Source organism: uncultured Porphyromonas sp., from assembly GCF_902489635.1.
Classification (GTDB): domain Bacteria; phylum Bacteroidota; class Bacteroidia; order Bacteroidales; family Porphyromonadaceae; genus Porphyromonas.
In genome coordinates, this window is the sequence record NZ_CABUAN010000001.1 from 130,180 (window position 1) to 139,503 (window position 9,324).

7 protein-coding genes are annotated in these 9,324 nt (G+C 52.9%); 3 read left to right on the forward strand and 4 right to left on the reverse strand.

The features are described from left to right. Positions 1 to 40 precede the first annotated feature (40 nt). From RDM37_RS00505 to dnaB, 3 genes are all read left to right on the forward strand, one after another. On the forward strand, positions 41 to 766 hold the full coding sequence (locus tag RDM37_RS00505) for a YebC/PmpR family DNA-binding transcriptional regulator (protein ID WP_299366460.1): 726 nt from the start codon (positions 41 to 43) through the stop codon (positions 764 to 766). Positions 767 to 876: 110 nt separating this feature from the next. Further along, positions 877 to 2,664 (forward strand): translation elongation factor 4, encoded by a 1,788-nt coding sequence (gene lepA / locus RDM37_RS00510; protein ID WP_308554227.1) that lies wholly within the window; start codon positions 877 to 879, stop codon positions 2,662 to 2,664. 103 nt (positions 2,665 to 2,767) lie between these two features. Continuing rightward, positions 2,768 to 4,360 carry a replicative DNA helicase gene (gene dnaB / locus RDM37_RS00515; protein WP_308554228.1) on the forward strand — a complete coding sequence of 531 codons (1,593 nt, stop codon included), beginning with the start codon at positions 2,768 to 2,770 and terminating at the stop codon, positions 4,358 to 4,360. 295 nt (positions 4,361 to 4,655) lie between these two features. On the opposite strand, the gene RDM37_RS00520 is transcribed toward dnaB, so the two are convergent. The 4 genes from RDM37_RS00520 to RDM37_RS00535 form a co-directional block, all read right to left on the reverse strand. After that, positions 4,656 to 4,937 carry a DUF4834 family protein gene (locus RDM37_RS00520; protein ID WP_308554229.1) on the reverse strand — a complete coding sequence of 94 codons (282 nt, stop codon included), beginning with the start codon at positions 4,935 to 4,937 and terminating at the stop codon, positions 4,656 to 4,658. Positions 4,938 to 4,960: 23 nt separating this feature from the next. Beyond that, positions 4,961 to 5,728 (reverse strand): CDP-alcohol phosphatidyltransferase family protein, encoded by a 768-nt coding sequence (locus tag RDM37_RS00525; protein WP_308554230.1) that lies wholly within the window; start codon positions 5,726 to 5,728, stop codon positions 4,961 to 4,963. Between the two features lie 39 nt (positions 5,729 to 5,767). Beyond that, positions 5,768 to 6,442 (reverse strand): phosphatidylserine decarboxylase family protein, encoded by a 675-nt coding sequence (locus RDM37_RS00530; RefSeq protein ID WP_308554232.1) that lies wholly within the window; start codon positions 6,440 to 6,442, stop codon positions 5,768 to 5,770. A 131-nt stretch (positions 6,443 to 6,573) separates the two neighbouring features. Next, complete coding sequence (locus RDM37_RS00535; protein ID WP_308554234.1) at positions 6,574 to 9,075, reverse strand: outer membrane beta-barrel family protein; 2,502 nt, start codon at positions 9,073 to 9,075, stop codon at positions 6,574 to 6,576. Positions 9,076 to 9,324: the final 249 nt, after the last annotated feature.

Consider the following 9,324-nt stretch of genomic DNA (forward strand, 5'->3'; position numbering starts at 1 on the left):
CATATAAATCAACTAACATAGTTAAGTATCCAATCCAATCATGGGAAGAGCATTTGAATATCGTAAAGCACGCAAACTAAAGCGTTGGGGCAACATGGCTCGTGTCTTCACGAAGCTAGGCAAAGAGATTACCATAGCAGTAAAGGCAGGAGGTCCTGATCCTGATACCAACCCACGACTACGCGTCCTAATCCAGACGGCAAAGAAGGAGAACATGCCTAAGGAGAACGTGGAGCGTGCTATCAAAAAAGCTACCGACAAGGACAGCAACACCGACTATAAGGAGATGAACTATGAGGGCTACGGCCCGCATGGCATCGCTATCTTTGTAGAGACAGCAACAGACAATACGACCCGCACGGTCGCCAACGTACGTAGCTACTTTAATAAGTTCGGAGGCAACCTCGGTACGACTGGTAGCTTGGAGTTTCTCTTTGACCACCGATGCGTCTTCCACGTCCAGCCCAAGACAGAGATAGACCAGGAGGAGCTGATCCTAGACTTGATCGACTATGGCGTGGAGGATATAGAGCAAGACGAGGAGGAGTGGGTCATCGAGGGCGACTTCTCTCAGAATGGAGCTCTCCAGGCCAAGCTCGAGGAGCTAGGATTTGAGATTAGCTCTGTCGAGTTCATCCGCGTACCCAACGATACACGCCCTGTCACAGCTGAGGAGCGCGAAGAGCTCAACAAGCTCATCGAGAGACTCGAAGAGGATGAAGATGTGCAGAACGTCTTCACCAATATGGAGGACGAGGAGGAGTAACTGGCTCCTCTGCCCTCCCCGCAGCTTCGCACCGCCTTTTATTTTCTTTCTTACAGCAGATAGACTGTAGCACTGTTGCCCTTTACTTAGCGCACGAACCCCTTTAGCACATGCAGCACATACGTAACTTTTGTATCATAGCCCACATTGATCACGGCAAGAGTACCCTCGCCGATCGCCTTCTGGAGTACACAGGTACCGTCCAAAAGAAAGATCTGCAGGATCAAGTCCTCGACAATATGGATCTAGAGCGTGAGCGTGGCATCACGATCAAGAGCCACGCTATACAGATGTCCTATACTAAGGATGATGTGGAGTACACGCTCAACCTGATCGACACGCCAGGACACGTGGACTTCAGCTACGAGGTGTCTCGCTCCATAGCTGCATGTGAGGGTGCACTGCTCATCGTAGACGCTTCGCAAGGAATACAGGCGCAGACCATCAGCAACCTCTACATGGCGATCGAGCATGACCTGACGATCATACCAGTGGTCAACAAGATCGACCTGCCAGGCGCTTCGCCCGAAGAGGTGCAAGACCAGATCGTCAGCTTGCTGGGAGTAGATCCAGACGAAGTGCTCTTTGCCAGTGGTAAGACGGGACAGGGTGTCAACGAGATCCTCGATGCCATCGTAGAGCGTGTGCCAGCCCCTGTGGGTGATCCAGATGCTCCGCTACAAGCGCTCATCTTTGACTCCGTCTTCAATCCCTTCCGTGGCATCATCGCCTACTATAAGATTGTCAACGGCTCCATAGCCAAGGGCGACAAGGTCAAGTTCATCAATACAGGCATGGAGTACGACGCTGATGAGGTAGGCGTACTCAAGCTTGACATGATGCCGAGAGATCGGGTCAACACGGGCGACGTGGGCTACATCATCTCTGGTATCAAGACCAGCAAAGAGGTCAAGGTAGGTGATACGATCACACACATACAGCGTCCTGCCTCAGAGGCTATCGCGGGCTTTGAGGAGGTCAAGCCGATGGTCTTCGCCGGTGTCTACCCCATTGACACGGAAGACTTTGAGGACCTGCGCGCTTCGCTCGAGAAGCTACAGCTCAACGATGCTTCGCTCACCTTCACGCCTGAGAGCTCGGCAGCACTAGGCTTCGGCTTCCGCTGTGGATTCCTTGGTCTGCTCCACATGGAGATCATTCAGGAGCGTCTCGACCGTGAGTTCAATATGAACGTCATCACGACCGTCCCCAACGTCTCCTACCTTGTTTACGACAAGAAGGGTGGCGTGACCGAGGTACACAACCCGTCCGGTCTGCCCGATCCGATGCAGATCGACCATATCGAGGAGCCGTACATACGCGCTACGATCATCACAGATACCGCCTACATCGGTCCTATCATGACGCTCTGCCTCGACAAGCGTGGCATCCTCATCAAGCAGGAGTACATCAGTGGCAACCGTGTCGAGATCTACTTCGATCTGCCTCTCGGTGAGATCGTTATCGACTTCTATGACAAGCTCAAGAGCATCTCACGAGGCTACGCTTCCTTCGACTATCATCTGAGTGACTTCCGTCCCTCTAAGTTGGTCAAGCTAGACATCCTCCTCAATGGCGAGCCCGTCGATGCGCTCTCGACGCTGACGCACTTTGACAATAGCGTTCCCTTCGGTCGCCGTATGTGCGAGAAGCTCAAGGAGCTGATCCCGCGCCAGCAGTTTGACATAGCTATCCAAGCCGCTATCGGTGCTAAGATCATCGCCCGTGAGACGGTCAAGGCGGTACGCAAAGATGTGACAGCCAAGTGCTATGGTGGTGATATCAGTCGTAAGCGTAAGCTACTAGAGAAGCAAAAAGAGGGTAAGAAGCGTATGAAGCAGATCGGCAACGTAGAGATCCCGCAGAAAGCCTTCCTCGCTGTCCTCAAGCTCGACTAAAGCTACCGCTACAGCTCCTTTGATCTTCACAGCCTAGGCTCCCGTCTAGGCTCCCTAATTGTCCCCCATACGTAACAATTCACCTAGCCAAACGAACTAACCCATGCCATCCCTAAAGCCTACACAGCAGAAGCAGCTCCGCAAGCCACAAGCCTCGCTCGATCGCACGACCGAGGGCAGAGTGCCACCTCAAGCGACAGATATTGAGGAGGCTGTACTAGGCGCCATACTACTGGAGAAGGAGGCTTTCTCCGAGATCAGCACGATCCTGGAGCCCGAGAGCTTCTACGTCCATGCGCATCAGACTATCTTTGAGGTCATGCGCGACCTCAGTCTAGAGGAGCAGCCCATAGACCTGCACACGGTCAGTCAGAGACTACAGCGTGAGGGCAAGCTGGATCAGGTCGGGGGAATGCCCTTTCTCGTCGACCTAAGCAACCGAGTCATCAGTGCGGCCAACCTAGAGTACCACGCCATGATTGTGGCGCAGAAAGCACTGAGCCGCAATCTCATCAAGTTCTCTACGGAGGTACTCACCTCTGCGTACGAAGACACCATCGACATCGAGGATCAGATGGAGACCGCCGAGGGTGCTCTCTTCGCACTATCGCAGAAGCATCTTCGCAAAGATGTACAGCCTATCGATACCGTTCTCAAGATTGCTATCGACGACATCAAGGCAGCGGCCAATAGTGCCGAGGGTATCAGTGGTATTTCCTCAGGCTTTGACGGCATCGATGCGATGACCGCAGGCTGGCAGAAGTCAGACCTCATCATCATCGCAGCGCGACCCGCTATCGGTAAGACAGCCTTCGTCCTATCGATGGCTAAGTATATCGCGGTAGACAATAAGATACCCGTTGCCCTCTTCAACCTTGAGATGAGTAGCGTACAGCTGGTCAAGCGTCTTATCAGTAACGTCTGTGAGCTCCCAGGCGAAAAGCTCAAGAGCGGTCAGCTCGAAAAGTTTGAGTGGACGCAGCTTGATGAGCGTATCAGCGTCTTGGAGAATACGCCCCTCTACATTGACGATACGCCCAGTCTCTCCGTCTTCGAGCTACGTACTAAGGTGCGCCGTCTCGTGAGGGAACACGATATCAAGATCATCATCATCGACTACCTCCAGCTCATGAACGCTAGTGGTATGAACTTTGGCAACCGCGAGCAAGAGGTCAGCACCATCTCCCGCTCGCTCAAGATGCTTGCCAAGGAGCTAGACATCCCCATCATCGCCCTCTCACAGCTCAACCGAGATGTCGAGAAGCGCAAGAATGATAGCGGGACGAATAGTCGGGTGCCACAGCTCTCCGACCTGCGTGAGTCAGGAGCTATCGAGCAGGACGCCGATATGGTTTGCTTCCTACACAGACCCGAGGTCTATGGCATTATGCAAGATGACTATGGAGATACAAAGGGGATCGGTTACTTCATCATTGCCAAGCACCGTAACGGACCGATCGGTGATGTGCGTATCGGATTCCGTGGCGAGTTTGCTAAGTTCTACGCACTCGAGGAGGCGAACATGCACTACACCTCTCAGATCAATGGCGGTAGACCTCGCTCCACGGCGACATCCACGCCTAGTAGCTCTTCTATGGATAGTGCGCCCCACCCCTTCGATCAGTCGTTTAGTGCTGGAGCCTCAGACTTCAACCCGATGTCCTCTGACGATGAGGAGAGAGACTTCCCCTTCTGAGACTGTTGCAAAAGTCAACAGTCTCACAATCTTGCAAGCAAGATTGTCTAGACTTTGCAGAAAGGATGAAGCGCAAGGCGCTGAGGGTGAGGTCTGAAGGGAGCATACCTCCGTATGTGACCGAAGCCGAATCCCGAAAGCAACACAGCGATTCGCCTTTATGCAACAGTCTCCCTACTAAGACATTTAGTCCGCTACTAAAGCAATCCATTGACGAGACTGTCACCTTTACCGTGGCAGTCTCTTTTTGTTTGCGCGCCCTCTTGAGACTGTTGCAAAAGTCAACAGTCTCCTCTTACTCCTCCTCAAAGTCTACGTACTCCCCTTGGTCCTTCTCAAACTTCTTCTTCGCGATATCCTTCATGTCGAGCTTGCCCTGCTGTGACTGGGCGTCGGCAGAGCTTTGCTGTGAAGCGGCTGAGTGCCACCCCTTACGAGGAGCTTTTCGTGACTTAGTGTGCGGGTCAGCCTGCTGTATGTAGCGTCTCACCATCCAGTACAAGATGCGAGGCGCCAAGTGTCTAATGAGCAGGTACGCAAGTCCTAAGACGAGGATCAGACCAAATATGAATTCCATGTGTGTTGGGGTAGATTAAGGTGTTACTGTTGAGCCGCGGCATCGATAGCATCCGAATTGCTCTTGATCTGCCGACCGATGACCAGCGAGACGATGATATAGAGCAGCATCACTAGGCGTAGCGTGCTAGCCACGGAGCCTAGCCACATATAGAGACAGCCCGCAGGAACTAGGATCACGCCCCATGCGATGAGGATGATCGTACCATGAGGCGCTTTCATCTGTGCGCTTAGATGCTTCAGCGAGAGCATCGGCATACGGCTCACCATCAGGATACAGGAGAGAAGGAGCAATCCGTAGCTAGTCACCAGCGAAAGCGTATCCACCGCACAGGCACAAGTAGAGAGCGAGATGCCGATCCACAAGAGCGCAGAGGCAGGCACTGGTAGCCCACGAAAGTAGTTGCTCGACCCCGTATCATTATTAAAGAGTGCCAAGCGGTAGGCTGCAAAAGGTAAGATCAGGAGAAAAGGTTGCGACATCATCAGAGCCGTAGACGCGGCATAGCCACTCGCCAAGAGTCTCCCCTCCATCGTGCAGAGAGCTAGGAGTGCTGGTGCTAAGCCAAAGGTCACCACATCTGAGAGCGAGTCCAGGTCAGCGCCTATCGGAGAGGTCGCATGCAGGAGACGCGCCACCAGACCATCGAGCAGGTCAAAGAAAGCACCCACAGCAATCCAGATAGCACCCATCTGGTACTCCTTATAGTATAGGATTGAGATGATAGCTGCCGCCCCCGAGAGGATATTGCACAGCGTTAGGAGATTGGGGATAAATTGTCTTATCTTCATCACAGCGTTGTTTTGATCATCATACAGCAAGAAGTGTGCCTACTGGGGCAGATAGCCCAGCGTTGTCTCACCGCCCACCACTTCGTCGCCTATCTTGATCGCTATCTCCGTACCCAGCGGCAGGTAAAGGTCAATGCGTGAGCCAAACTTGATGAAGCCAAGGAAGTCCTCGACTGTCACCTCATCGCCCACCTTCGGGTAAGTGACGATACGACGTGCCACAGCCCCAGCGATCTGACGCTCTAGCACCTCATGACCGCCATCTGTACGAATGATCACCGCCGACCGCTCATTGAGCACGCTACTCTTAGGGAGAAAAGCCTTGTAGTAAGCACCGCTCTGATGCTCCACATGGGTGATCGTACCATTGCAGGCGACCCAGTTAGCATGCACATTGTAGAGCGACATAAAGATCGATAGCTTGAGGCATCGGCGTCCCAGCAGCTCAGGCTCCTCGACCTCCTCCATGACCACCACCTTGCCATCGGCCGGCGCTACGATGAGACGTCTATTGGCCGCCTCGCTATTGCTACGCCTGGGGAAGCGAAAGAAGTTTAGCGCCAGCCCCATCACCACGAGCGATACCAGTAGGGTCAAGATAAATACCCCCTTAAAGGGCACAAAGACAAAGGTTGCCCAGCAAGCCAACGTCAGTATGAGGAAGAATGAGACGAGGAGTCCCACCCCCTCGCGATGTAGTCGTACCTTTTTCATTATGGATTAAGTAGAATAGGAATCGGCAGTAATTATGATAGGCAAAGATACAAAATAGCCCCCAAAGCTCTACCCCACTACCTAACCCACAACCCTACATCGGACTACTCGTGAGAGCTGCGGAGTCTAGGCTACTGCACACCAGTCCTCTGGTCTAGGTCGGAGGTGGCGAGAGACTCGTTGCGCGTCACCTTGCGGCTCTTGCCCGAGTTGAAGTTGTACGTGATCTTTAGACCGATAGCACGCGCTTGGATCATATTCCTTTGGTTATACTCGAAGTCATCGCCCCACTTCCTCGTCTCGAAGCGGTTGTATTGCGAGAAGGGGTGCTGAGCCGTCAAGGTTAGATCCAGTTTGTCGTCCCAGAAGCTCTTCTTCAGGTAGAAGCTATACCCATGGCTGTATGAGTAGGTCGTGCGGAGTGTCGGCGGATTGGCATAGTAGTACCACGAAGCTCCTAGGTACCACGACTTGGGGAGCGTGACATCCACATTGGCGGACAGCATGTTCTCCCAGTTCCGCTGAGAGAGACCTTCACTAGGATAGTCGAAGAGGTGATACCTACAACTCCAAAAGAACGTAAGCGAGAGGGGCATGATAGGACGCCAGTTCATCCAAAGCGAAGCGTTCGGCACACGGTGCAAGCCTGCATTAGCAAAGGTATGATACAGTATCTCTGGACTTTTGGGGTCTCTATACCTCACGGACATAATCGCATTGTTGGTTTGCTCATAGCCCGTCGTTAGACTGAGGTAGAGTTGGTTCGAAAAGAATGTATAGGAGAGGTCTACATTGTGATGTAGCTCCGACTGCAAGTAAGGATTGCCAAAAGAGATGTCGTAGGTTGTCACCTGACTTCGATAAGGATTGAGACGCCAGATAGAGGGACGGATAGGGCTCATCTTGTAAGAGAGGAAGAGCTGCTGGCGGTCAGTGAGCATGTAGGAGAGCGTAGCCGTAGGGATCAGGTCTATGCCCGTCTTGTGAAAGTCTCCCTCACTGTTTTGCGAGAAAGTTATCTTGTCATAGACCAGCGTGCCTCGTGCTCCAGCGGAGAGAGCGAAGCGTTCACCCTGCCAAGCGTAGTTGGCATAAGCTGACGTAAGGCTCTGCAGCTGACTCATGTCTCCCTGACGGTAGAGCGGGTTATTCACCTCTTGCCAGTCGCCCTTGCCTTCGTTCCAGAGATGGTACTCAGGGCGAGAGCTACCCAGTCGTAGCACCTCCTTGACACCTACCTGCAGAGCGTGTCCTCCGCTCCAGATAAACTGATAGTCGCTCTGTAAGGCATGCTCGCTCAGACCTCCGCGTGAACGCTCCATACGTCGTGTCTCATCATAGGGAGAGCTCTCCCAGCTGGTGAAGCCATCTCGGTACTGACGCTCAGTCCACTCCTTGTACCTCAGGTCTGGGTTGTAAGCGTAGCGATAACCTATCGAGAAGCGGGGCTGCTTGTCCGCTGCATAGAGATTGCGATAAATAAGGTTACCCTCTACAGAGCCAGAGGTCAAGCGCATCTGATTGAGCGACGTGGCATATCGTGTAGGCTCATTAGGACGATCGAAAGTTTGCTGAGAGAGCCCTGTAGAGTAGACCGATGAGACGAAGAGGTGCCCATCAGCGTAGAGGCTATTCAGGCTATCTATGGCGTACTCTCCCATCAAGCTACCGACATGGTTTTGGAAGACACCATCGTTGTTACTCCCAGCCACCGCGGTGGACTTGAAGAGGCTGGTCGTCTTATCCCCTTGGAATGTGCGTCTAGATATATCCACAGGCTGATCCTTATGACGCGTATAGTCATAGTTGTAGTTGAGCGCTACGCTAAGCTTACCCTTAGTGAGAGTCAGACTTGAGGTGCCATTGATATTGGGGATTGTAGAGCCCATCAGAGAGACTAGGCCGCTGTACCCATCTAGGCTCTTGCTCTCAGTGATGATATTGATGATAGCATCTCCAGCAGAGGCGTCGTAGCGAGCATCTACCTGTGTGATCACCTCTATACCCTTGACGCTACTGGCTGGGATGCCTCGCAAGACCTCCGTGGGGTTCATCGAGGCAACACGAGAGGGCGACCCGTTGATGTAGACGGAGAAGTTTGACGACCCCTTGACACGTATATTTCCCTCTCCATCTACAGTGACGAGGGGCACCTTGCGCAGGGCAAAGAGGAGATTGTCCGTCTGAGCCAAGACGTCGTTTTTCATATCATAGGTCAAGCCTTTGGGAGAGAGTTTGATGAGCTTGCGTCGCGCCACCACCTGCACCTCGTCTAGAGTCTGAGCATCGGGTGCTAGGTAGATCGTGTCTAGACTGTTCTGTCCCGCCTGCGTCGTGACCCGCATTTGTCTGGTCTGAAAGCCAACCGACCTAATCGTCAGCTGGTAGTTACCCGTACGGGGCAATGTCATCTCGAAGTGTCCCTGCTCATTGCTCACCGCTCCGCCTGTCAACTGCTCGTCTAGTAGTTTGTACTCAATCGTAGCGTAGGCTATCGCCTCGTGACGTACGGAGTCCATAACGACGCCACTGATCTGACAAGGAGATGTCTGCGCCGAGACGGATAGTGCGACAAATAATAGCCCCGTCACTAGGAGGGCTTTGCGGATAAGGGTTGATAATATACGTTCCATTTGACGATTACTGTTACAAAGACAAAGGTCGGAAGTTTTTCCCTGTTTCACAAGAGCTAAAAGGGTAATTGTTAGAAGCGGCGCTCGATGTCTCGTGCACCTTGGCTGCGAGTGGAGGAGGTGTCCTTGCCGTTGGAGAACTTGTAGGAGATCGATAGGTAGAGCGTCGGAACGTCGTAGCGATTGTCGAAGGAGACGCTGTAGCCGTCGTACTGGCTCACCCCTTTGTAGTGCGAGACTAGAAGGTTT